The sequence below is a fragment of the Corynebacterium lipophiloflavum DSM 44291 genome, from assembly GCF_000159635.1.
Taxonomy (GTDB): Bacteria; Actinomycetota; Actinomycetes; order Mycobacteriales; family Mycobacteriaceae; genus Corynebacterium; species Corynebacterium lipophiloflavum.
The window spans coordinates 129,291-150,451 of the sequence record NZ_GG667195.1 but is presented as its reverse complement, the minus strand read 5'-3'; the positions used below and the strand labels follow the sequence as shown (position 1 = coordinate 150,451).

Here is a 21,161-nt window from a genome sequence, read left to right as displayed (position 1 = left end):
TGTTCAAGTAGGTAAGCAACAGCCTCCGAACATACCAGCGAGCGCACCTCGGCCGCTAAGACAGTAGCTAGGCTGGCCCGCATGAGCATTACGTTTACTTTGCACCAGATTTCCGTTTCCGACATGGACAACAACGTCTACCTTCTCGCGAGCGAAGGCAAGGGCCTGCTTATCGACGCCGCCGCCGACGCCCCCGCCATCCTGCGCATGGCCGCGGACGCGGGCGTGGAGATCACGGACGTCTTAACCACTCACCGCCACAAGGACCACACCCGCGCGCTAACGGAGGTTCTCGAGCGAACCGGGGCGCGCCACTGGGCGTCATTCCTCGACGCTCCTGCACTACCCGCGCCGGTGGACGTGGAGCTGCGCGACGACGATGCCGTTGAGTTTCTCGGCCAGCGCCTGAACACGATGATTCTGCGTGGCCACACCCCGGGAGGTGCCGCGGTGGTCGTCGATGTCGACGGCACCCCGAACGCCTTTGTCGGTGACTCGCTGTTTCCTGGCGGTCTGGGCAAGACCGTGGGTGAGGGCGAGTTTGTGCGCCTGTTCAAGGAGGTCACCACGAAGCTTTTCGACGTCTACCCCGACGCCACCATCGTCCGGCCCGGTCACGGTGCGCCCACGACGCTCGGGGACGAGCGCGGCTCGCTAGACGAGTGGTGGCGGAGACGGTGGTAGCTGTTTTTCGTTAGGATTGTGGGACAAGCAAAGAACAGATTCGATAACGAAGAAGGTTTGTCTCTATGATTCGCAAGCTTGCACGCCCCATGCTCGCGTCCGTGTACGTGGTTGACGGCGTCGAAACCGTCGTTAACCCCTCCGCCCACCGCGAGAGCGCGGACTCCGTGCTGCAGAAGCTCCGCTCTGTGATCCCCGCCCCATACCGCGCTTACCTGCCCTCCTCCCCGGAGACCGCCGCGCAGATCGTCGGTGGCGTCAAGGCCGGCGCCGGCTCCCTGTTTGCGCTGGGCAAGGCACCGCGTACCGCCGCGACTCTGCTCGCTGTCACCGCCGTCCCCTCCATCCTGGGCCGCCACGCATTCTGGGAGGCTACCAACGAGGATGAGAAGGCACGCCGCCGCAGCGGTGCCATCACCGATGTCGCCCTGCTCGGCGGCATCCTGCTCGCCACCGTCGACACCGCCGGCAACCCCGGCCTGCAGTGGCGCGCCAAGAACGCCGCCCGCGTGGCCAAGAAGAACGTTCAGCAGGCGCTGCCGACGCAGTCCGAGTCGGAGAAGGCGCTGAGCAAGGCAGGCAACTGGATCTCGGAGACCACCGACCAGGTCACCTCCTACGTCGACGACAACAAGGACGATTGGGCGAAGACCGCGTCCTCCCTCGCGGACGACGCCAAGAAGCAGACCTCGAGCTTCCTGTCCACTGCGTCGAGCTTCATCGATGACGCCACCTCTCAGGCGCAGGAGGCCTACAAGGACGCCAAGCCGAACAAGCTGGAGCAGTTCGTGGCGAAGCGCAAGGTCAACTCCACCGTGAACAACATCGCGGACACCCTGCAGTCCACCCTGGACGACCTCTCCCCGTCCACGCTGGACAAGGTCAAGGCAAAGCGCAAGGCTTCCAAGGTGCAAAGCCGCGCCCAGGACGCGGTGTCCAACCTGCAGGGTGCGTTCTCCGATCTGGATTTGGCCCCTTCGCGCCGCCAGAAGCGCAAGGCCGAGAAGAACGTCAAGCAGCTGCAGAAGCGCGCTGAGAAGGCCGTTAAGCAGGCCCAGAAGAAGCTCGGCTAGCTTCTCGCGAGCTCGCCGGCTCTCCCCCCGTCACCACACCGGTGGCGGGGTTTTGCCGTTGGTAGAATGGCGCTTTCTAAAGTGTCGTTATCTACCCACCAAGGAGGCGCGCGGTTGAGTGGATCGCCGGAGATTGACCGGGAGCAGGCGTACGCGGACATGCTCTTTTCCCGTCTCGACGCCGAGGTGAGCGCAGCCCGCGCCCAGCTGGAGGCGGTGCAGGCCGACGTCGACCCGGACAACCCCGACTCGGACGCGCTGGTGCGGCGCGAAACGCAGTACCACGCGCTCAACGCCAAGCTGGATACGCTCAACGTGGCCGAGGTGGGTCTCGTCTTCGGCCGACTCGACATCGCCGACGAGGACGCCGACAACCCCGTCGAGGGCCGGCCCGGGGTGGATCGCCGCTACATCGGGCGCCTGGGCATGGAGGACCGTGCCGACAACTACCGCACCCTCCTGCTGGACTGGCGCGCCCCGATGGCCAGGCCGTACTATCTGGCCACTACGGCGCACCCGGAGGGGGTGGAGACACGGCGCACAATCCGCATGCGGGGGCGCAGAGTAACCGCCGTGGATGATGAGGTTCTCTCCGGCGAGGGGGCTGCGGGCAGGCTGTCCGACGTCGGCTCCGAGGCCGCGCTGCGGGCCGCGATGAACGCCGCACGAACAGGCAGGATGCGCTCGATCGTCGAGACAATCCAACGCGAGCAGGACGAGATCATCCGCGATGCGACGCGCGGCGTGCTGGTGGTCCAGGGAGGCCCCGGCACCGGCAAGACCGCCGTGGCGCTGCATCGGGTGGCGTACCTGCTGTACACGTGGCGCGAGCAGCTCTCACGCGCCGGCGTGCTCATCGTCGGCCCGAACCCGACGTTTTTGGACTACATTTCCCGGGTGCTGCCCGAGCTCGGCGAGACCGGCGTTGTGCTGTCGACCGTCGACACGCTCGTGCCTGGCTTCGTGCCTGAGTCGAACCGGGAGTCGACCGCCGCGCGCGAGGTCAAGGGCTCGGCGGAGATGGTGACGGTGCTCAAACGCGCTGTGCAGCGACTGGAAACGGTGCCGGACGAGCCGGTGGCCGTCCGCATCGGCTCGGTGACCATCGAGGCAACCCCCGCGATGATCAAGGCTGCCCGCACCCGCGCGCGCCGCTCCCGCAAACCCCACAACGCGGCGCGCCCGGTCTTCGCGGAACACTTCACCCAGCTTTTGGCGGAGGCGCTCGCGCATCGCATCGGCGAGGATCCGCTTGGCGGTGAGAACCTGCTCAGCGCCGCCGACGTCGACCAGCTCCACGACGACCTCGCCGAGGAGCAGCAGGTGCAGGCGCTTATCGACGCCCACTTCCCCGCGCTGGAACCCGCGGCCGTCCTCACGGAGTTGCTGAACAGCCGGGAAGCAATCGCAGACGTGGCCGGCGACTACGACGACTACACCCGCGAGGCGCTGTACCGCCCCCCGGGGTCCCCGACCACTCCCGCCGACACAGCCTTGGTTGACGAGTTGGCCGAGCTCATTGGCGTGCCAGACCCGGAGGAGGCGCGGCGCGCGGAGGACGAGGAGTGGCGCCGGCAGGTCGCCGAGGCAGAGGACGCGCTCGACATCTTGTCCTCGTCGGCATCGACGGACAACGACGACGACCAGTTCGAGGCCGAAATCCTCTCCGCCCACGACATCATCGATGCCGAGACGCTCGCGCGGCGCCAGCGCGTCACTGATGTGCGCTCCACGGCAGAGCGCGCCCGCGAGGACCACACCTGGGCGTACGGCCACGTGATCGTCGATGAGGCCCAGGAGCTCTCCCCGATGGAGTGGCGCATGGTGTTTCGGCGTTCGCCCTCGCGCTGGATGACCCTCGTCGGAGACACCGCCCAAACCTCGGCGCCCTCCGGCACCGACGACTGGGCGCTGGCCCTGGAGCCGTTCGTGGGCTCGCGTTTCACAGTCCACGAGCTGAGTGTGAACTACCGCACCCCGTCGGAGATCATGGCGCTCGCCAACCGCATCCTCGCCCGGATCGACCCGGCCGCACAGCCGGCCACCGCAATTCGCTCCACCGGTCTGCCGGTGCGTTTGCTGCCGACGGGAACGGAGCCTTCGGCCGGCGCGTCAAGCAGCGACGGGCGCACCAGCGCGGTGATTACCGCCGACAACGTCGCCGAGGTCAAGGGGCTCGAGTTCGACCACGTCACCGTCGTCGAGCCGCAGGAGATTATCGACGCCTCACCGCAGGGTTGGCAGGATCTCTACGTCGCCGTGACCCGCGCCACCCAGACGCTGAGCGTGATCGGCGATGTCGAAGGCGGGCTACTTCACGGTGTGGACGATCATGACATCGCAGTCGGACTGCCTGGCCACGTCGGCGGGAACGGAGCCCAGTAGCCTGCCGGTAAGCGTGTTGATTCCCCTGTTGCCCACGATGAGAAGATCGGCGTCAAAGTCGTTGACGACCCCCATGAGGGCCTCGACGGGGGTGCCGGCCCGCGTGGCAATCTGGACGCGTTGCGCGCCCGCGGAGCGCGCGTGGGATTCGGCCCCTTCGAGGTTCGCGCGGGCTTGCTCATCGCCGAGGATGGTCACCGAATCCAACCGTGGCGTGCGGGCGGCCTCCTCGTCGGAGGCGTAGTAGGCCGTTGCGATGATCAGTTCCGCGTCGAATGCCGCGGCGATGCGCGCCGCCCGCTCGACCGCGAGAAGCGATGATCTCGAACCGTCGCTTCCGACGACAACGGTTTTGTAGTCGCGTGCGCTGACCTGTTCCATGTCTAGTCGTGGCCTTCCGCGCGGGTGTCGACCAGCACGACGTCGACGGGGGCCTTCTTCGCCACGTCGCCGGGGATGTTGCCGAAGATCCGGCCGGCCAGGCTGCGCATTCCCTTGTTGCCTACGACGAGCAGGTCCGCGCCCGTCTCCTGCACCGCCTCAAGCAGAGCGTTCGCGGGCATTCCTGGCTTGGCCACCAGGTGGACGCGCGGAGCCTGCTCCGCGCGGGCAATGCTCTCCGCCACGGCGAGGATTCTTCCGGCTTCGTCGTCGGTGACGATATCCACCTTCGACTGTTCCGCATTACTGGAGTTCAGCAGCGAGGTGTTGGTGTTGTAGTGCGCGCAGATGACGGTCAGGTCGGCACCGTACACCCGCGCCATGCTCGCCGCCGCGCGCACCGCCATGAGCGACGTCGCCGAACCATCCGTGCCGACAGCAATAGATGAATACGTGTGCATGAGGGCAATAGATCCTTTCCTAAACTCCAACCTCTTTCATACCACGCAGCTCTTTGCGCAATTCCGCGATCTCGTCGCGCAGCCGACCGGCGAGCTCGAACTTCAGCTCGCGCGCGGCGGCTCCCATCTGCGCGGTCAGGTCGTCGATAAGCTTCTGCACGTCCTTCGATGACATCGAGGCGACATCGGGCTTCTCGACGACCGCAGCTTCGCCGCCGGCCGTCTCTTCGCCATCGGCGTTGTCGTAGACCTGGTCGAGGATGTCCGCGATCTTTTTGCGCAGCGGCTGCGGGTCGATCCCGTGCTCGACGTTGTAGGCCAGCTGCTTCTCGCGGCGCCGCTCCGTCTCCTCGATCGCGTCACGCATGGAGTCGGTGACCTTGTCCGCGTACATGATGACCGCGCCGGAGACGTTGCGGGCCGCGCGTCCGATGGTCTGGATCAGCGACTTCGTCGAGCGCAGGAAGCCCTCCTTGTCGGCATCCAGGATGGCCACCAGCGACACCTCCGGCAAGTCGAGGCCCTCGCGCAAAAGGTTGATGCCCACGAGCACGTCGTACTCGCCGAGGCGCAGCTGCCGCAGCAGCTCCACTCGCTGCAGGGTGTCGATATCCGAGTGCAGGTAGCGCACCTTGATGCCGTTATCCAGCAAGTAATCCGTCAAGTCTTCCGCCATGCGCTTGGTCAAGGTGGTCACGAGGACGCGCTCGTCGCGGCTAACGCGCTGGCGGATCTCCTCGATCAGGTCGTCGATCTGTCCCTTCGTCGGGCGCACGTGCACCTGCGGATCCACCAAGCCGGTAGGGCGGATCACCTGTTCAACGAACTCGCCGCCGGTGGCCTCGAGCTCGTAGTCCCCCGGCGTCGCCGACATGTAGACAACCTGGCCCATCCGCGCCTCGAACTCGTCGAATTTCAACGGGCGGTTATCCACCGCGCTGGGCAGGCGGAAACCGAACTCCACCAGGTTGCGCTTGCGCGACATGTCACCCTCGAACATTCCGCCGATCTGCGGGACGGTGACGTGGGATTCGTCAATGATGGTGAGGAAGTCCTCGGGGAAGTAGTCGATCAAGGTGGCCGGGGCTGAACCCGCGGGCCGGCCGTCCATGTGGCGCGAGTAGTTCTCGATGCCGGAGCAGAACCCGACCTGCTGAATCATCTCCAGGTCGTACTCGGTGCGCATGCGCAGGCGCTGCGCCTCGAGCAGCTTGCCGCGGTTTTCCAGATCCTCGAGCCGGTCCGCCAGCTCGAGCTTGATCGCCTCGATGGCCTTCTCCATCCGATCGTCGGTGGCGACGTAGTGCGTGGCCGGGAAGATGCGCACCTCCTCTTCCCTGCTCAACACCTCGCCGGTCAACGGGTGGATGTAGTACAGCTCGTCGACCTCGTCGCCGAAGAACTCCACACGCACCGCCACCTCCTCGTAGGCCGGGATGATGTCGACGGTGTCGCCCTTGACGCGGAACGTGCCGCGTTTGAAGTCGATGTCGTTGCGTTCGTACTGGACGTCGACAAGCAGGCGCAGAAAGCGGTCGCGCTCCACCTCCTCGCCGACGCGCAGCACGATCGAGCGGTCCAGGTACGACTGCGGGGTGCCGAGGCCGTAGATGCAGGAAACCGAGGCGACCACGACCACGTCGCGACGCGACAGCAGCACCGAGGTCGCCGAGTGCCGCAGCCGCTCAACGTCGTCGTTGATCGACGAGTCCTTCTCAATGTAGGTGTCCGTCTGCGCGATGTATGCCTCCGGCTGGTAGTAGTCGTAATAGGAAACGAAGTACTCCACCGCGTTATTGGGCAACAACTGGCGCAACTCGTTGGCGAGCTGCGCCGCCAGCGTCTTGTTCGGGGCCATCACCAGGGTGGGACGCTGCTGCTTCTCAATCAGCCACGCCGCGGTCGCGGACTTACCGGTACCCGTCGCACCGAGCAGCACGACATCCTTCTCGCCACGGTTGAGCCGCTCATTGAGCTCCTTGATCGCCCCTGGCTGGTCGCCGGACGGCTGGTATTCGGAGATGACCTCGAAAGGTTTTTCGCGCCGCTCAATCTCGCCCACCGGGCGAAACTCGGAATGCGCGATAACCGGGTGCTCTGCCGCAAATGCCATGCCCCCTAGTCTAGCGAGGCGGCGCTAGCGCACTACACGCGCTGTAGCGTCAAGCCATTGCTGTAGCTCGCCGGCGTCGGCCCACATCTCGTAAAGCTCCGAACCGCGGGGGGTAAGGAGATCCTTGACCTTGGATTCAACCCAGCGGCGGTCCTTGAAGGTGAACTGGTAGTCGCGGGCCGACTCGAAGCGCGTGTCCGGCACGAAGCCGTTCATCACCGCGGCGAGAACGACCAGGGCCTGGCCCTGCTCGCTGTCGAGCGGCTCGGTCTCGCACTCGAAACGGAATTGGTCCATGCGAAAAGTACCGTCCGCCAGCTGCTGGACGGTCTCCGTTGCGACATCGTTGTCGAAGGGGCCCCAATTCCACGTACCCATGGGGGATTACATTAGAACACGCTTCTTAATGGGACTTTGCCAATAGTTTAACGGATCACAACATCTTGCCAATGCGGGAAACGACTTCGTTCACCTGCTGTTTAAGCTCCTCGAGCGAGCCGTTGTTGTCGATCACCACGTCCGCCTTCGCCCGGCGCTCAGCGTCGGAGATCTGCCTGCTGATGCGGTTGCGCGCGTCCTGCTCGTCGAGGCCCCTGCTGCTGACGAGGCGGCGAACGCGCTCGTCCGGATGGACGTCTACCACGATGGTTAAGTCCATTTCTTCATCGAGACCCAGCTCCACGAGCAGGGGCATGTCGTAGACTGCCGCGGCCGCGCCCTGCGTTTCGAGTTCAGCGAAGCGCCGGTTCGATTCCGCGCGGATCGCGGGGTGGGTAATCGCGTTGAGCGTGCGCGTGCGCTCCTCGTCCGAAAACGCCCTGCGCGCGAGTTCTGCGCGGTCCAGGCTGCCGTCGTCACGCACAATGTCCGCGCCGAATGCCTCGGCAACCTCGGCTAGAACCGGCGATCCCGGCTCCATGTTGTCGCGCGCGACCTGATCCGCGTCGACGACCGGGTAACCCGCTTCGCGCAGCAGCTTTGCGACGGTCGACTTACCGCTTCCAATTCCTCCAGTGAGCCCGATCTTCAGCATGGTCACATCCTAGTGGGTGTCAAGCGCCGCCAAACAATGTGAAAAGGCCCCCGGAGGGGCCTTTTGACGGTGTGCGCACTATCCGCCGGCGTGCACCAGCGGGGATGTACCCGGCTTAGTTGCCAGCCAGCTTGTCGCGCAGTGCGGCGAGCTGCTCGTCGGAGGCGAGAGAGCCACCGATCGACTCCTCCGAGTCGGAAGCTGCCGGAGCTGCAGCGTCCGCGGACTCGGACGAGTAGTTCGACTGGTCTTCACCCTGGGCGGCAGCCTCTGCGGCGGCCGCGCGGTGGCGCTCGATCTGGGCGGTGTGGGCCTGGTGGCGACGCTCTGCCTCTGCGTAGCGTGCTTCCCACTCCTGGCGGGCCTCGTCGAAGCCCTCCATCCACTCGTTGGTCTCCGGGTCGAAGCCCTCCGGGAAGATGTAGTTGCCCTGCTCATCGTAGGAGTCGGCCATGCCGTAGCGGGACGGATCGAACTCCTCGGCGTAATCCTCGTCGGCCTGCTTCAGCGACAGGGAGATGCGGCGGCGCTCGAGGTCGATGTCGATGACCTTGACCATGACCTCCTCGCCGACACCGACAACCTGGTCCGGGACCTCAACGTGGCGCTGTGCCAGCTCGGAGATGTGGACGAGGCCCTCGATGCCCTCCTGGACGCGAACGAACGCACCGAACGGGACGAGCTTGGTGACCTTGCCCGGCACGATCTGGCCCACGGCGTGGGTGCGGGCGAAGACGCGCCACGGATCCTCCTGGGTCGCCTTCAGCGACAGGGAGACGCGCTCGCGGTCGAGGTCGACGTCGAGAACCTCAACGGTGACCTCGTCGCCGACGGTGACAACCTCAGACGGGTGGTCGATGTGCTTCCACGACAGCTCGGAGACGTGGACGAGGCCGTCGACACCGCCGAGATCGACGAAGGCGCCGAAGTTGACGATGGAGGACACGACACCTTTGCGAACCTGGCCCTTCTGCAGCTGGTGCAGGAAGTCGGAGCGCACGGCGGACTGCGTCTCCTCCAGGTAGGCGCGACGGGACAGGACAACGTTGTTGCGGTGCTTGTCCAGCTCGATGATCTTCGCCTCGAGCTCCTGGCCGATGTAGGGGTCCAGGTCGCGGACGCGGCGCATCTCCACGAGCGATGCCGGGAGGAAGCCGCGCAGGCCGATGTCGAGGATGAGGCCGCCCTTGACAACCTCGATGACCGTACCGGTAACCGGCTGATCGTTGTTCTGCAGCTCCTCGATGGTGCCCCAGGCGCGCTCGTACTGCGCGCGCTTCTTGGACAGAATCAGGCGACCTTCCTTGTCCTCCTTGGTCAGGACAAGCGCGTCCACCTCGTCGCCGACCTCGACTACCTCATCGGGGTCGATGTCGTGCTTGATGGAAAGCTCACGGGTCGGGATGACGCCTTCGGTCTTGTACCCGATGTCGAGGAGTACCTCGTCGTGGTCGACCTTGACGACGGTGCCGGTGACGATGTCGCCATCATTGAAGTACTTGATGGTCGCGTCTACTGCGGCGAGAAAGTCCTCAGCGCTGCCGATGTCGTTGATGGCAACCTGGGGTGCGTTGGAAGTGGGCATATTTGTAAAGTGCTCCGAAAGAATAGGAGATCGAAAGTGGACATGAGCGCGTCTCTCACCTCGGTGATCTCATCTCAGACGCAGTTCAAGCCCTCCTATGTAGCCTTAAACCACCCCTCGACGCAGACACGCCCCTGACAGGGTAGTCACATCTGCCAGGTTAAGCAAATAATGGAAGGGCCATGAAAAATGCCGTACGCAGCGCATTCGCCGTCGAAAGCTAACCGCGCCTTTTGGGACGCAGATGCGGCTCGCTACCACGCCGAGCACGCGGCGTACCTCGCCGACTTCCACTGGTGCCCCGAGATGCTTTCTGAGCGTGACGCGCGTTTGCTTGGCGACGTTTCCCACAGCGCCGTCCTCGAGATCGGCTGCGGATCCGCACCCTGCTCCTCCTGGCTCGCCGACAACGGGGCCGGGTTCGTCACCGCCTTCGACATCTCGGCCGGGATGCTGGCGCGGGCACGCCGCGACGTCTGCCTCGCCCAGGCGGACGTGCTCGCCCTTCCCTTTCGCGACGCCGCCTTCGACGTCGCTTTCTCCGCCTTCGGCGCGCTGCCCTTCGTCCGCGACGTGGGCGCCGCGCTGGCCGAGATCAGGCGCGTTATCGTCCCGGGCGGTCGCTTCGTGTTTTCCGTGGCCCACCCAATGCGCTGGGTGTTCCCGGACGACCCGGAATCGGTGACCGCGGAGATCAGCTACTTCGCGCGCGAGTACGAAGAGTACGACACCAACGGTGTTCTCACCTACGCCGAGTACCACCGCACGTTCGGCGATTGGGTTCGCGCTCTTCGCGGCAGCGCCTTTGAGCTTCTCGACGTCCTTGAGCCCGAGTGGCCGGAGGGCGTGAGCGCGACCTGGGGCCAATGGTCCCCCGAGCGTGGACGCATCTTCCCCGGCACGGCGATATTCGTCACGCGGGCGCGCGGTCAGAGTGCCAATATCCGGGTGTCGGACCATTAAGAGTCGCGCCGACGGTGTCGTCGCCGGGTTGAGTGTAAATGAGGGATCCACCGGCGGAGCTCTTCATGCAGTTGATGGTGTACGTCTGCCCCGTCACCGGGCTGGCCACCTGGAGACCGCGGGCCATTGCGGCCTTCGGCGCTGTCGAATCGTTCGGGTCTACCGACCGCATCTGGTACTCGGCGCTGATCGCGGCGTCGTACATGGCGAGCGCAAACTCGCACGAGGTCGCACTGGAGGCGTTGATCTCGATGTCATCCCCTGCTGTGCCGCAGAACCCGCCCACCTGGCTGGCTTCCTTAGTTTGCGGCACGGCGGTGTTCTCGGGGGCCGGCTTCGCCCCAACTGTGGTTGTCAGCGTCACGGTCTCCGGCTCGGAGGATGCCTCCTCCGGCGCTGAGCAGCCCGCCACGACGACTACAGGAACAATCGTGGCGACCGCGCGGAAGCATGCCTTCATGGACAAGTATCCTATAACCCCGCTACGCCACTGTCGCGCGGATGGCGGGAAACTCCGCAAACTTGCGGCGCACCCCGGGCAGAGCATATTTGGGCAGGCCGCCCACGTCCTCCACGACGAGCTTTCCGCCGGCGCCTTTCCACGTTCCGCGGACGACCCCGTCGACCACGATGGACTTGCGGAAGATTCCCATGTTGCGCGGGGCGAGGTGGGTGTGCACGTCGTCGGTCATCGCGAAAAGTCTGTCCTTGTAGCCGAGGATGTACTCGTCAAACGCCGGGAGCAGGTGCGGCTCACGAAACGTCGAGGCAGGTGTCGCCGCCAGTGCCTCGGGCAGCGAAGCGTGGAAGTAGTCCTCGCCGTCGCGCGCGAAGTCGTCGCCAAGATGCTCTAATGCGACGCGCACCTCGCGCACGCCGAGCTTCGACCACCAGGCAACATCTTCACGGGTCACGGGCCCATGTGCGGTGACATAGCGGCGCACCAGCTCATCGACGGCATCTTGGCGCTGCCCGTTGAAGCGTTGCTCGATCCCGGGCGCGGCGGGCGCCGGGCCTATGAGCTGGTCGCGGCCAAGGTAGGCGCAGGAGCTATCGACAAGCAAGACGTAGCGGGAGCGATACACCATCGCATTGTCCGGGGCCGGGTTGCCGAGAACGCGGGCGACTATTGCCTTGTACTCGGCGCCGTCGACGGGCCCGGATTCGAGGACGGCGCTGCGGATGGCGTCGACATGCGCGGGGCTCACTCCCGCGGCCTCGGCGTTGCGCAGCGCCGCCGCGACGCCTGGTTTCGCGACAAGCTCCGTCATCCAGCGCATGTCCTCGGCCAGCCCCGCGAACACGGTGCCGCGCATCGGGTAGGCGCGAACGATCTTGTGGCTGTCCAGCGCAGCCGCGACAGAGTCGATCCCGCCCGTGTTGCGCAGCGCGATCGACGAAAACACCGTTGTCTCCTGGCCCTGCATCAGCCCGAAGGCGCGCACCGCCTCCGCGGCGCTCGCCCAGCGCGTCCCCACGAGACGTTGCGAGAGAAGCCGGGCCCGGGCCCTAGTGCGCTGCTTCATCCCAGTTCACCCCCGTGCCCGCCGAGACCTCCAGCGGCACGAGCAATGTGATCGCGGAGTCCATTTCGCGCTCGACGATCTCGCGCACCTCCGCGAGCTCGCCCGGGGCGATTTCCACGACCAACTCGTCGTGGACCTGCAGCAGCACGCGAGAGTTGAAGGACTCAAGCGCCCGGTCGACGCGAATCATCGCCACCTTGATGATGTCTGCCGCCGAGCCCTGGATCGGCGCGTTCAGCGCGGCGCGTTCGGCGTTTTCGCGGGCGACGCGGTTGTCGCTGGTCAGCTCGGGCAGGTAGCGGCGGCGGCCGAAAACCGTGGAGGTGTAGCCGTCCCTGCGCGCCTGCTCTACGACATTGTCGAGGTAGCTTTTAACCCCGCCAAAGCGCTCGAAGTAGCTTTCCATGATGCTTTTCGCCTCGCCGGCGGAGATGGAGAGCTGGTTGGACAGGCCGTAGGCGCTCAGCCCGTAGACCAGACCGTAGGACATGGCCTTGACGCGGCGGCGCAGCTCGGGGGTGACCTGATCAATCGGTACGTCGAAGACGCGCGAGCCGACAAAGTTGTGCAGGTCCTCGCCCTCGCGGTAGGCCTCGATCAGGCCAGAATCCTGCGACAGGTGCGCCATCACGCGCATCTCGATCTGCGAGTAGTCGGCGGTGAGCAGGCACTCGTAGCCTGCGCCCACCGTAAAGGCGGAGCGGATCTTGCGCCCGGCCTCGGTGCGCACCGGGATGTTCTGCAGGTTCGGATCCGTCGAGGACAGCCGGCCCGTGGATGCAACGGTCTGCTTGAAGGTTGTGTGGATGCGCCCGTTGTCGGCGACGGCCTTGATCAGCCCCTCGATGGTGGACTTCATTTTCTGGTACTCGCGGTGCGCGAGGAGCTTGTCCAAGAACGGGTGGGGGTTCGTCTCCGCCAACGCCTCGATCTCGCCGGCCGCAGTGGAGTAGCCGGTCTTGGTCTTCTTCGTCTTGGGCAGCTCCAATTTGTCGAACAGGACCACGGAAAGCTGTTTGGGGCTCGACAGATTGAGAGACGGTTCGTCGACAAGCTGCCGGGCTTCCTCCTCGACCTGCGCGACCTTCGCCGTGAAGTCCTTGAGCTGAGCCTCCAGCACATCGACGTCAACCGCGATGCCGGCATTTTCCATTTCAGCGAGGATTGACACGAGCGGCAGTTCGAGATCCGCGTACAAGTCGTAGGAGTCGATGCCGCGCAGCTGGGCGCTGAGCTCCTCGGCGAGCTCGAGCACCGCGGCGGCCGAATCCACCAGCGAGGTGTCTCCGAGCAGGCTGAGCTGGTCGCCGCCGAGGTTGAGCTGGCGCTGCAGGTGGCGCTGATACACATCGTGAAGCTCGTAGGTGCGCTGGCCGGGCCGCAGCAGGTAGGCCGCGATCGCGGTGTCGTGTGCGATGCCGCGCAGCGTGATGTCGCGGCCTTTGAGCATGTGGAAAACGGTTTTCGCGTCGTGCAGATATTTGGGATCCTCCGACTCAACCCACACTTTCAACGCGGAGTCTTCTTGCGGCGAGAGCTCGGGGATTTCCTTGTGTATGCCGCGGCGTTGCTTATCGACAATCGCGAGCGCCGACGCATCTCCCCGCCCGGGGGCGCCGTTGCCGGTAACAACCACCGCGAGGCCCTGGCCTTTGCGCTCTGTGAGCCACTGATCCAGCGGGGTGTCCTCGATGTCGATCTCTTGGAGCTCTTCCACCTCAGGTGCGGGCGCCTCACCCGTCGTGGGAACGGCCGCGAGCACGCGCTCGCGCAGGTTGACACCGAACTCCAGGTTGTCGAACGAGCTGGCAACCGCGTTGACGTCCGCCGGCTTCACCTCCAGATCTTCGGGGCCCACTGGAAGTTCGACGTCTGTCACCATCTGCGTCAGCTCCCGGTTGAGCCGCACCTGGTCGATGCGTTCGCGGAAGTTGTCGCCCGCCACGCCCTTGATCTCATCCGCGTGCTCGATCAGGGAGTCGAGGTCGCCGTACTGGGCGATCCACTTGGTAGCGGTCTTCTCCCCCACCTTGGGCACCGACGGTAGGTTGTCCGACGGATCGCCGCGCAGCGCAGCAAAATCCGGGTACTGCGCCGGGGTCAGGCCGTACTTCTCCTCCACGGACTCCGGGGTAAACCGCGTCATGTTGGACACGCCGCGCATGGGGTAGAGAAGCGTGGTGGAGGCGTCGACAAGCTGAATGTAGTCGCGGTCGCCGGAGACGAGCACGATCTCGAAGTCGCCCGCAGCGCGCGCCTCGGTAACCAGCGTGGCGACGATGTCGTCTGCCTCAAAGTTCTCCTTCGACAAGGTCACGATGCCGAGCTCGCCCAGGACATCCTCGATGATCGGCACCTGGCCCTTGAACTCCGGTGGCGAGGCCTCGCGCTGCGCCTTGTAGTCGGGAAAGCGCTGCGTGCGAAACGTTGTGCGCCCCACATCGAAGGCGACCGCGGCGTGCGTCGGCTTCTCCTCCGCAATGATGTTGGCGAACATCGAGAGGAAGCCGTAGACGGCGTTGGTGTGTTGGCCGCCCGATGTGGAGAAATTCTCCGCCGGAAGCGCGAAGAAGGCCCTGAATGCCATGGAGTGGCCGTCGATAAGCAAAAGGCGTTGAGTCACGCAGCCCAGTCTAGCCAGGCACGCCTACCCCAGCCTCGCGGTGATCCACCTGCGGGAGACAAAGATCGCGGCGCCAATGGCGAACATTACCGCGGCGGTGGTGAGGAAGTACGTCCGTTCCGACGCCGCACTTGTCGGATCGTAGAAGCCCGCGAGCGAGCCCGACATGGCGGTGCCCAGGGCTACCGAGAGCATCCACAGCGCGAACGCGCGGGTGGGAAACGCCGCAGGTGCGACCAGGGTTGCCATCGAGTTGCCGACGGGGCTGAGCATAAGCTCGGCCATGGTGAACAGGAAGAGGATGGCCACGATCACCCAAAACGGCGTCGAGTTCGCCCCGCCACCAGCGAACGGCAGGAAAACGAGCGTGGCCAGGCCGATCACGATCAGAGCCAGCGAGAACTTCGTCGCGTACGACGGCTGGCGCGAACCCAGCTTCGTCCAGACGACGCCGAAGACTCCCGCGAACAAGATGACAAAGAGCGGGTTGAGCGACTGCACCACACCTGGCGGCAGCTCGTATCCGAAGAACATCCGGTCGAGCCGCTCATCCGAGTACAGGGCAACCACCGTGAACTGCTGCTGGAACACCGACCAGAAGGCCACAGAGGCGGCAAACATCGGAATGAAGCCGACCAGTCGCGAACGCTCTTCGCCGGTCACCAGATCCGAGCGGTACATTTGTACCCACAGCGTCACCGCGGTCACCAGGGTCAACACCACGACAATGGTGGAGAGCTGGGATAGCTTGACTGCCCCGGTGGCGATGAGCACGGCCACGATGGCGATCACGGCGAGCGCACCAAGCGCGACCGGCGCGTAGAGTTTACGCGGCAGCGGGTTCGCCACCTTCTGGCCAGAGGTTTCCACAGTGTGGCGACGCATGAGGACGTACTGGAGAAGGCCGATGGCCATAAGCACGGCTGCGGTGCCGAAGCCCCAGTGGAAACCCTTCCAGCCCCAGAACGCGTTGGTGATCAGCGGGCCGAGCAGGCCGCCGATGTTTACTCCCATGTAGTAGATGGAAAAGCCACCATCGCGACGCTTATCCTCGCGGCTGTAGAGATCACCGAGCAGTACCTGGGAGGTGGTCTTGAGCGCACCCGAGCCCACGGCGATGCTGATCAGTCCAATGCCGACCCCGCCCACGCCGGGAATCAGCGCAAGCGAGAGATGGCCGAACATGATGAGGATTGCCGAATAAAACAGCGTCCGCTCGGCAGACAGAATCCGGTCGGCGACCCAGGCCCCGGCAACGCTGGTCAGGTACACCAAGCCCCCGTAAGCGCCAACGATGGACAGCGCCGATTCCTGGCTCAGGCCCGGCCCGCCGTCCGAAACGGAGTAATAGAGATAGAAAGCGAGGAGCGCTTGCAGGCCGTAGAAGCTGAATCGCTCCCACATCTCCACACCGGCAAGATTGGCCAAGCCTCACGGGTGGCCCAGGAACTGACGCTCGCATTCACGTGACTGCGCTGCTGATTGATTGCTCATCGGCCTAGTACATCACTGCGCCAACCGGTTCCGTCAATGAGGTGCCACCATGTAGCGATATAGACCCCTTGGTACATTCAATTGCCGGGGAATAGGGTAAACGCGTTGTCCGTTACTACATGGCGGAACAGCAATAATCACGGTCACAGATAGACAGATTAGTTCATTTTTTATTGGGCGAATCAAGGAAGGATAGTCAATGAAGAAGTTCGACTTCGGCGCGCAGGTTCTCACGGGCCTCGTAGTCGGCCTCATCCTCGGGTTCGTCGCCCGCGCCGGGGATGTCGAGTGGCTCGGCGGGGTGTTGAACTGGACGGGCTCCACGTACGTTCAGCTGTTGAAGCTTTTGATCCCGCCACTCGTGTTCACCGCGGTTGTGACGTCCGTTGCTAACCTGCGCAAGGTCACCAACGCCGCCCGGCTCGCCGGGCAAACCCTTATCTGGTTCGCGATCACCGGGTTCGTCTCCGTGCTCATCGGCATCGCGGTCGCACTAGTCATCCGCCCGGGCGCGAACTCCACAGTGGATCCTTCGGCCGCGGCCGAGCCCTCTACCTCCGGCTCCTGGCTCGCCTTCATTAACTCCGTGGTGCCGGAGAACTTTCTCGGCATCAGCGCGGAGGTTGCCAACGACGGCGAGGTAGCAATCGGGTTCAACGTTCTGCAAATCCTGGTTATCTCGCTCGTGGTGGGCATCGCCGCCATTAAGGCCGGTGCGAAGGCACAGCCGTTCATCGCGTTCTCCGAATCCCTGCTCGAGATTGTTCAGGTCGCGCTCTGGTGGGTCATCCGCCTCGCACCGATCGGCAGCGCGGCGCTGATCGGCAACGCTGTCGCCACGTACGGATGGGAGGCCCTTGGCTCGCTCGGCATGTTCGTGCTCGCCATCTACGTCGGTCTCGCCCTGGTCATCTTTGGTTTCTACCCCGCTCTCCTTGCGCTCAACGGCCTGCCCGTCGCGGACTTCCTCAAGCGCGTGTGGCCCGTGACGACGCTCGGCTTTGTCACCCGTTCGTCCCTCGGCGTGTTGCCCGTCAACCAGCGCACGGTGGAGAAGTCCATGGGCGTGCCCAGCGAATACGCATCCTTCGTGATGCCGCTGGCCGCTACTTCTAAGATGGACGGTTGCGCCTCGGTCTACCCGGCGGTAGCGGCGATCTTCGTCAGCCAGTTCTACGGCCTCCCGCTGGGCATCGCGGACTACTTCCTCATTGCGCTCGTCGCGGTACTCGGCTCCGCGGCAACAGCCGGCACAACAGGCGCGACAGTGATGCTCACGCTGACGCTCTCCACGCTAGGCCTACCGCTCGCCGGCGTCGGCCTTCTACTCGCCGTCGAGCCGATCGTGGACATGGGGCGCACCGCCGTCAACGTCACCGGACAGTCGCTCGTTGCCACCATCGTGGCCAAGCGCGAGCAAATCCTCGACCGCGCCGCGTGGGAAAAAGTCAGCGTCTAGTTAACCCTCGACGGCACCGCGAGCCACAGAGCATTGTCCGAGACGTCTGTGTACGTATCGATCGCGCGCGGGATGTGATTCGGCGAAGTCACTAGCACACCGACCGGCATGACGTTGGCTGAGCTACCCGCGCTGTCGGCGGTGGCCAGGGCGTTGCCGACCGTCGAGTAAGCGCTCGTATCCATGCTAATCCGGGAAGGGTCCACGAAGGTTCCGACAAGGAAGTCGCGCATGTACTCCGCCTCGGCCTGGCACCCGGGTTGAGTGTGGCCACCGGTGACCACGATCGGGTTGGCCGGGTGCAGCAGCGCGACGCCACGAGCGGTGGCGAGGCGGTCATTGAGGACCGCCGGAGCCGAGCAGTCGGGGTTTAGCCGCGCGCCCAACACAACGATGGGAACACGGGGGTCGGAAAGGACGGCGTGGGCTGCAGCCACACCGAGTGGCGACGCCTTCAGGCCCGTGAGCAGACTGGACGTGCTCGAGCCCACTGCCTGTGCGTTTGCCGGAGCGAGCGTCGCCACGCACGCCATAGCCGCGGCGAGCGCAACCGCAATTGTGCGCCGCATCACAGCGAGGCCACCCGCCCGTTTAGACTTTTTGCCACCTTGAAACTCCGTTCCGTCGCCGCAATTGTTGACACACATTGTCACACCGCCGTCAGTCTAGCTGCCCGCTGTTTCCAGGGGTAGCCCCGGGGTGACCACTACTTACTTCTCCGTTTGGACGCGATCGAGCTCGGCCGCGATGCTCGGCCACAGCTGGTTGAGCACGTGGTCCCAGGTCAGCACCCCTCGCACCACCGTGCTGTCGGTGTCATCGGTGACCACGACAACCTGCTCGTTACTCATGCGCATCTGCTCCAGCGCGTCGGCGATGGAAGTTTGCGCCGACAGGGAGAGCGCCGGACGGGCGAACTGCGCTGCCGGCGCAGTGGGGACAGCGTGGAGCGTGTCGCGGACGTGGACGACGCTGGGGCCGTCCTCGAGAAGCACGCGCAAGTCGCCGCTTTCCAGTGCGGCTCGCTGCACGTCTGCCACCGTTGCGTCGTGCGGCAGAGTGCTTGGGTGCGTTAGCGCGGAATCCACTGTCTCACGCTCGAGCTGGATAACACCGGTGATCTGCGCGGCGGAAGCGCTATCAAGCGCGCCCGTCTCGTGCGAGTGTTGGACCAGCAAATTCAGGGTTTCAGAGTCGTAACCGCGCGCGGCTGCGCGATCCACGGGCTGCTGACCTGCTTTGACCACGAGGCGGTTGGCTACCCGGTTAATCCACGTCAGCAGCGGCCGGAACATCGCAATGAATCCGCGGGCCGGGATCGCGATGACCCGCAGCGCTGTGTCCGGGTGCGCGATCGCCCAGGACTTCGGTGCCATCTCCCCAATGACGAGGTGGATGAACGTGACAACAAACAGCGCCAGGATAAACGACACCACGTCAGCTGCTGCGTAAGGCAAACCGATTGCCGTAAATAACGGCATCATCGCGTCGTGCACCCAGGGTTTGGTGATTGCGCCGAGCGCGAAGGTGCAGGCCGTGATGCCGAGCTGTGCGCCGGCGAGCATAACCGTAAGCTCGTTGAGGCTGCGCAGCGCCGCGCGTGAGGCCGCAGAGGTCTCCGCGGTCTCCTCAAGGCGGTGCCGCCTCGCGGCGAGCAGCGCGAACTCGATGATGACGAAGAACGCCGATAGCGCGATCAGCGCGATCGTGGCCGGGAGGGCTACGTACCACTGAGTCATAATGCGTCCCCTTCTCCCTCTAGGAGCGTGAGCTTGACGACGCCTGGCACGTGCTTTTCCACACTTTCAACCTCAGCCCGCAAAATGCGCACAGGGGCTTCATCCCCGTCGAGGTAGTCATCAGGCTCCGCCGCGAGCGCAATGTCGTGGGCTTCACCAGAATGTACGAGACCGCCGGCCTCAGCAAGAACGAGACCTGAGATGGTTTCGAAGTCGCCGGCGGGCAGGTCGTGGCCGATGGCGCGCTCGACCTCGTCGAGCGGTGTGTCTCCCCCGACGATCCATTGCTTGTCTCCCGCCACCGCAATCTCCGCAGATACAGGCAGGTCGTGCTCATCGGCAACATCGCCGAGGATTTCTTCCGCCAGGTCTTCCTGGGTGATGATGCCGATGAAGCCACCGTACTCGTCAATCACGCTGGCGAGGCGTTCGCCCGCACTACGCAGCTCGGTCACGGCGTTGGGCAAAGTCATCAGCTCTGGGACGACGACTGCAGGCCGCATCAGCGCGTTAACGGGGGTGGCGTCGGGGAGATCGGTACCGAGGACGTCAAGCAGATGCAGCACGCCAACGGGAACGTGCTCCGCGTCGATAATTGGGTATCGCGTGTGGGCGCTCGCCATCAACTCGCGCGCGTGTCCAATGGTGTCCTTGGGCGAAAGGACGTCGACACGCGAGCGCGGGATCATGGCGTGTCCGACATTGCGATCGGGGAAATCGAGCAATCTGTCAAGGATCATGAAGGTGCGGTCGTCGAGGTCTCCACTCTCCCGCGACTGGCTGAGGATGTGGTCGAGGTCCTCCGCAGTGGCTGAGGAGTCAATGTCCTCGACCGGTTCGATGCGCAGCAGCTTCAAGAATGCGTTGGCGGAGACGTCGAAGAACGTGATCAGCCATCCGGTTAGCTTGAGATAAAGCGTGGTCGAGGGCGCGAGGGCGAGCGACGACTTCATCGGCGCGGCGATCGTGTAGTTCTTGGGAAAGAGCTCACCGAAGATCATCTGCACGATTGTCGACAGCGCCAAGGCGAGCACCGTGCCGATGCCTATGGCCACCGCAGGAGAAATACCCACTCCCCCGAGCAGCGTGCCCAGCGCCTCGCCAACCAGCGGCTCCGCAACGAAACCGACAAGCAGGCCGGTGACCGTGATGCCGAGCTGGGCGCCGGAAAGCATAAACGAGGTCCGGTCAGTGATTTTCATTGCCTTCGCCGCTTGTGCGTCCCCGCCCTCGGCCCGCGCCCGCAATTGTGTGCGGTCGACGGACATGTAGGCGAATTCCTGGGCGACGAAGTATCCGTTGGCCACGATGATTACACCGATAACGAGGAGGCCCAAAAGTAGAGCGCCTATTGCGGCTAGCACGCGTTCACCTCCCCTGCGCTCGCCAACGCACCGCAGGTGAGTCTATGACGGGTTGTCCATCCGGGGGGCTCCATTCGGAGTTTTTACCTCTTTGTGTAGTTGGGTGAACGGGACGGCCTGTGCACGACCCGGTCGGAGCCGTGAACATAACCGTTAATAGTGTACAAGTTTTCAGTCATATTTCGAATAGCTTGTGCCACAGTTCAGTATCTCGGGTGCAGTGGTCATCCGCCCGGTTGGAGGTTACGACAGGCCCGTCTTCTTGGGCCACGGGCTCT

General features: G+C 64.5%; 17 protein-coding genes and 1 pseudogene. 5 read left to right on the top strand and 13 right to left on the bottom strand.

The annotated features are described in order from the left end of the window. Positions 1–81: 81 nt before the first annotated feature. From HMPREF0298_RS09320 to HMPREF0298_RS09310, 3 genes are all read left to right on the top strand, one after another. Positions 82–684, top strand: a complete 603-nt coding sequence (locus tag HMPREF0298_RS09320) for an MBL fold metallo-hydrolase (RefSeq protein WP_006840923.1) — start codon at positions 82–84, stop codon at positions 682–684. Between the two features lie 65 nt (positions 685–749). Beyond that, on the top strand, positions 750–1,757 hold the full coding sequence (locus HMPREF0298_RS09315; RefSeq protein WP_006840922.1) for a DoxX family protein: 1,008 nt from the start codon (positions 750–752) through the stop codon (positions 1,755–1,757). Between the two features lie 66 nt (positions 1,758–1,823). Beyond that, positions 1,824–4,142, top strand: coding sequence for a HelD family protein (locus tag HMPREF0298_RS09310; RefSeq protein ID WP_006840921.1), 2,319 nt, complete (start codon positions 1,824–1,826; stop codon positions 4,140–4,142). On the opposite strand, the gene HMPREF0298_RS09305 is transcribed toward HMPREF0298_RS09310, so the two are convergent. The 6 genes from HMPREF0298_RS09305 to rpsA form a co-directional block, all read right to left on the bottom strand. After that, entirely contained in the window at positions 4,068–4,523 is a 456-nt protein-coding gene (locus HMPREF0298_RS09305; protein ID WP_006840920.1) for a universal stress protein, read from the bottom strand. The two genes, HMPREF0298_RS09310 and HMPREF0298_RS09305, sit on opposite strands and share 75 nt — an antisense overlap. A 2-nt stretch (positions 4,524–4,525) precedes the next feature. Then, positions 4,526–4,984 (bottom strand): universal stress protein, encoded by a 459-nt coding sequence (locus HMPREF0298_RS09300; protein WP_006840919.1) that lies wholly within the window; start codon positions 4,982–4,984, stop codon positions 4,526–4,528. 19 nt (positions 4,985–5,003) lie between these two features. Beyond that, the gene (gene uvrB, locus HMPREF0298_RS09295; RefSeq protein WP_006840918.1) at positions 5,004–7,097 is read right to left on the bottom strand and encodes an excinuclease ABC subunit UvrB; all 2,094 of its coding nucleotides are present in this window, start codon (positions 7,095–7,097) and stop codon (positions 5,004–5,006) included. 24 nt (positions 7,098–7,121) lie between these two features. Continuing rightward, positions 7,122–7,475 (bottom strand): DUF4259 domain-containing protein, encoded by a 354-nt coding sequence (locus HMPREF0298_RS09290; RefSeq protein ID WP_006840917.1) that lies wholly within the window; start codon positions 7,473–7,475, stop codon positions 7,122–7,124. A 55-nt stretch (positions 7,476–7,530) separates the two neighbouring features. After that, on the bottom strand, positions 7,531–8,130 hold the full coding sequence (coaE, locus tag HMPREF0298_RS09285; protein WP_006840916.1) for a dephospho-CoA kinase: 600 nt from the start codon (positions 8,128–8,130) through the stop codon (positions 7,531–7,533). Between the two features lie 115 nt (positions 8,131–8,245). After that, complete coding sequence (gene rpsA / locus HMPREF0298_RS09280) at positions 8,246–9,715, bottom strand: 30S ribosomal protein S1 (RefSeq protein WP_006840915.1); 1,470 nt, start codon at positions 9,713–9,715, stop codon at positions 8,246–8,248. A 189-nt stretch (positions 9,716–9,904) separates the two neighbouring features. On the opposite strand from rpsA, the gene HMPREF0298_RS09275 reads away from it, so the two are divergent. Next, complete coding sequence (locus HMPREF0298_RS09275) at positions 9,905–10,678, top strand: class I SAM-dependent methyltransferase (protein WP_006840914.1); 774 nt, start codon at positions 9,905–9,907, stop codon at positions 10,676–10,678. On the opposite strand, the gene HMPREF0298_RS09270 is transcribed toward HMPREF0298_RS09275, so the two are convergent. The 4 genes and pseudogenes from HMPREF0298_RS09270 to HMPREF0298_RS09255 all read right to left on the bottom strand — a co-directional run bounded on the left by HMPREF0298_RS09270 (position 10,629) and on the right by HMPREF0298_RS09255 (position 16,321). Beyond that, positions 10,629–11,138, bottom strand: coding sequence for a hypothetical protein (locus HMPREF0298_RS09270; protein ID WP_006840913.1), 510 nt, complete (start codon positions 11,136–11,138; stop codon positions 10,629–10,631). The two genes, HMPREF0298_RS09275 and HMPREF0298_RS09270, sit on opposite strands and share 50 nt — an antisense overlap. Positions 11,139–11,160: 22 nt before the next feature. Next, positions 11,161–12,204 carry a DNA glycosylase AlkZ-like family protein gene (locus tag HMPREF0298_RS09265; protein ID WP_006840912.1) on the bottom strand — a complete coding sequence of 348 codons (1,044 nt, stop codon included), beginning with the start codon at positions 12,202–12,204 and terminating at the stop codon, positions 11,161–11,163. Then, positions 12,188–14,827 carry a DNA polymerase I gene (polA, locus tag HMPREF0298_RS09260; protein ID WP_280985049.1) on the bottom strand — a complete coding sequence of 880 codons (2,640 nt, stop codon included), beginning with the start codon at positions 14,825–14,827 and terminating at the stop codon, positions 12,188–12,190. Before polA ends, HMPREF0298_RS09265 begins: the two co-directional genes overlap by 17 nt. A gap of 24 nt (positions 14,828–14,851) precedes the next feature. Continuing rightward, positions 14,852–16,321, bottom strand: a pseudogene (locus HMPREF0298_RS09255) (peptide MFS transporter). Between the two features lie 199 nt (positions 16,322–16,520). On the opposite strand from HMPREF0298_RS09255, the gene HMPREF0298_RS09250 reads away from it, so the two are divergent. After that, positions 16,521–17,780, top strand: a complete 1,260-nt coding sequence (locus tag HMPREF0298_RS09250) for a dicarboxylate/amino acid:cation symporter (protein WP_006840909.1) — start codon at positions 16,521–16,523, stop codon at positions 17,778–17,780. On the opposite strand, the gene HMPREF0298_RS09245 is transcribed toward HMPREF0298_RS09250, so the two are convergent. From HMPREF0298_RS09245 to HMPREF0298_RS09235, 3 genes are all read right to left on the bottom strand, one after another. Further along, the gene (locus HMPREF0298_RS09245; RefSeq protein ID WP_006840908.1) at positions 17,777–18,349 is read right to left on the bottom strand and encodes a YdcF family protein; all 573 of its coding nucleotides are present in this window, start codon (positions 18,347–18,349) and stop codon (positions 17,777–17,779) included. The genes HMPREF0298_RS09250 and HMPREF0298_RS09245 overlap by 4 nt on opposite strands. A 141-nt stretch (positions 18,350–18,490) precedes the next feature. Further along, entirely contained in the window at positions 18,491–19,519 is a 1,029-nt protein-coding gene (locus tag HMPREF0298_RS09240; protein WP_006840907.1) for a CNNM domain-containing protein, read from the bottom strand. After that, the gene (locus HMPREF0298_RS09235; protein WP_040423026.1) at positions 19,516–20,883 is read right to left on the bottom strand and encodes a hemolysin family protein; all 1,368 of its coding nucleotides are present in this window, start codon (positions 20,881–20,883) and stop codon (positions 19,516–19,518) included. Before HMPREF0298_RS09235 ends, HMPREF0298_RS09240 begins: the two co-directional genes overlap by 4 nt. Positions 20,884–21,161: the final 278 nt, after the last annotated feature.

Excerpts from the sequence above, each read along its gene's own strand:
- HMPREF0298_RS09320 (WP_006840923.1), top strand. The coding sequence starts at position 82 with ATGAGCATTACGTTTACTTTGCACCAGATTTCCGTTTCCGACATGGAC.
- HMPREF0298_RS09315 (WP_006840922.1), top strand. The coding sequence starts at position 750 with ATGATTCGCAAGCTTGCACGCCCCATGCTCGCGTCCGTGTACGTGGTT.
- HMPREF0298_RS09310 (WP_006840921.1), top strand. The coding sequence starts at position 1,824 with ATGGCGCTTTCTAAAGTGTCGTTATCTACCCACCAAGGAGGCGCGCGG.
- HMPREF0298_RS09305 (WP_006840920.1), bottom strand. The coding sequence starts at position 4,523 with ATGGAACAGGTCAGCGCACGCGACTACAAAACCGTTGTCGTCGGAAGC.
- HMPREF0298_RS09300 (WP_006840919.1), bottom strand. The coding sequence starts at position 4,984 with ATGCACACGTATTCATCTATTGCTGTCGGCACGGATGGTTCGGCGACG.
- uvrB (WP_006840918.1), bottom strand. The coding sequence starts at position 7,097 with ATGGCATTTGCGGCAGAGCACCCGGTTATCGCGCATTCCGAGTTTCGC.
- HMPREF0298_RS09290 (WP_006840917.1), bottom strand. The coding sequence starts at position 7,475 with ATGGGTACGTGGAATTGGGGCCCCTTCGACAACGATGTCGCAACGGAG.
- coaE (WP_006840916.1), bottom strand. The coding sequence starts at position 8,130 with ATGCTGAAGATCGGGCTCACTGGAGGAATTGGAAGCGGTAAGTCGACC.
- rpsA (WP_006840915.1), bottom strand. The coding sequence starts at position 9,715 with ATGCCCACTTCCAACGCACCCCAGGTTGCCATCAACGACATCGGCAGC.
- HMPREF0298_RS09275 (WP_006840914.1), top strand. The coding sequence starts at position 9,905 with ATGCCGTACGCAGCGCATTCGCCGTCGAAAGCTAACCGCGCCTTTTGG.
- HMPREF0298_RS09270 (WP_006840913.1), bottom strand. The coding sequence starts at position 11,138 with ATGAAGGCATGCTTCCGCGCGGTCGCCACGATTGTTCCTGTAGTCGTC.
- HMPREF0298_RS09265 (WP_006840912.1), bottom strand. The coding sequence starts at position 12,204 with ATGAAGCAGCGCACTAGGGCCCGGGCCCGGCTTCTCTCGCAACGTCTC.
- HMPREF0298_RS09250 (WP_006840909.1), top strand. The coding sequence starts at position 16,521 with ATGAAGAAGTTCGACTTCGGCGCGCAGGTTCTCACGGGCCTCGTAGTC.
- HMPREF0298_RS09245 (WP_006840908.1), bottom strand. The coding sequence starts at position 18,349 with ATGCGGCGCACAATTGCGGTTGCGCTCGCCGCGGCTATGGCGTGCGTG.
- HMPREF0298_RS09240 (WP_006840907.1), bottom strand. The coding sequence starts at position 19,519 with ATGACTCAGTGGTACGTAGCCCTCCCGGCCACGATCGCGCTGATCGCG.